We start from the raw sequence: 423 nt of genomic DNA, 5'->3' as shown, positions 1-423 counted from the left end.
GCCCGGGGCTGGGCGGACGGCCGCATCGCCGCGGCGCGGCGGACCAGGGCGTCCACCAGGGTGCCGCGCCGGACCGCCGGCGTGGCGTTCGTCTTGTTGAGCACGACGCCCAGGACGGTGCAGCCGCTCGATTCCAGGTCCTGGACGGCCGCGATCACGTCGTCGATGTTGGTCTTGCCCGCCTCGGCCACGAGGATCACCCCGTCCAGCATGTCGAGGAGCGGCCGCAGGGTCGGCAGATCGTCGGCCGAGGGCAGGTCCACCACGATGCGGTCGAGGTTGGTGCGCTCGTCGCGGACCAGGCTGGCGATCGCCTCCGGGGTCATCAGGTCGCTGAAATGCGGGTCGCCCGGGTGGAGGCTGCCGCAGGCGAGCAGGCGGACGTCCCCGGGCTGGGGCCGGACGGCCTCCTCGGCGCAGCAG

The 423-nt window shown here is 74.0% G+C and carries 1 pseudogene; it reads right to left on the bottom strand.

From position 1 onward, the window contains the following. Positions 1-423: pseudogene (locus tag FV228_RS32770) on the bottom strand (AAA family ATPase); the annotation flags it as partial.

The sequence above is a fragment of the Methylobacterium sp. WL18 genome (assembly GCF_008040015.1).
Taxonomy (GTDB): Bacteria; Pseudomonadota; Alphaproteobacteria; order Rhizobiales; family Beijerinckiaceae; genus Methylobacterium; species Methylobacterium mesophilicum.
The sequence above is the reverse complement of the archived record's forward strand: the minus strand, read 5'-3'. Positions and strand labels throughout refer to the sequence as shown.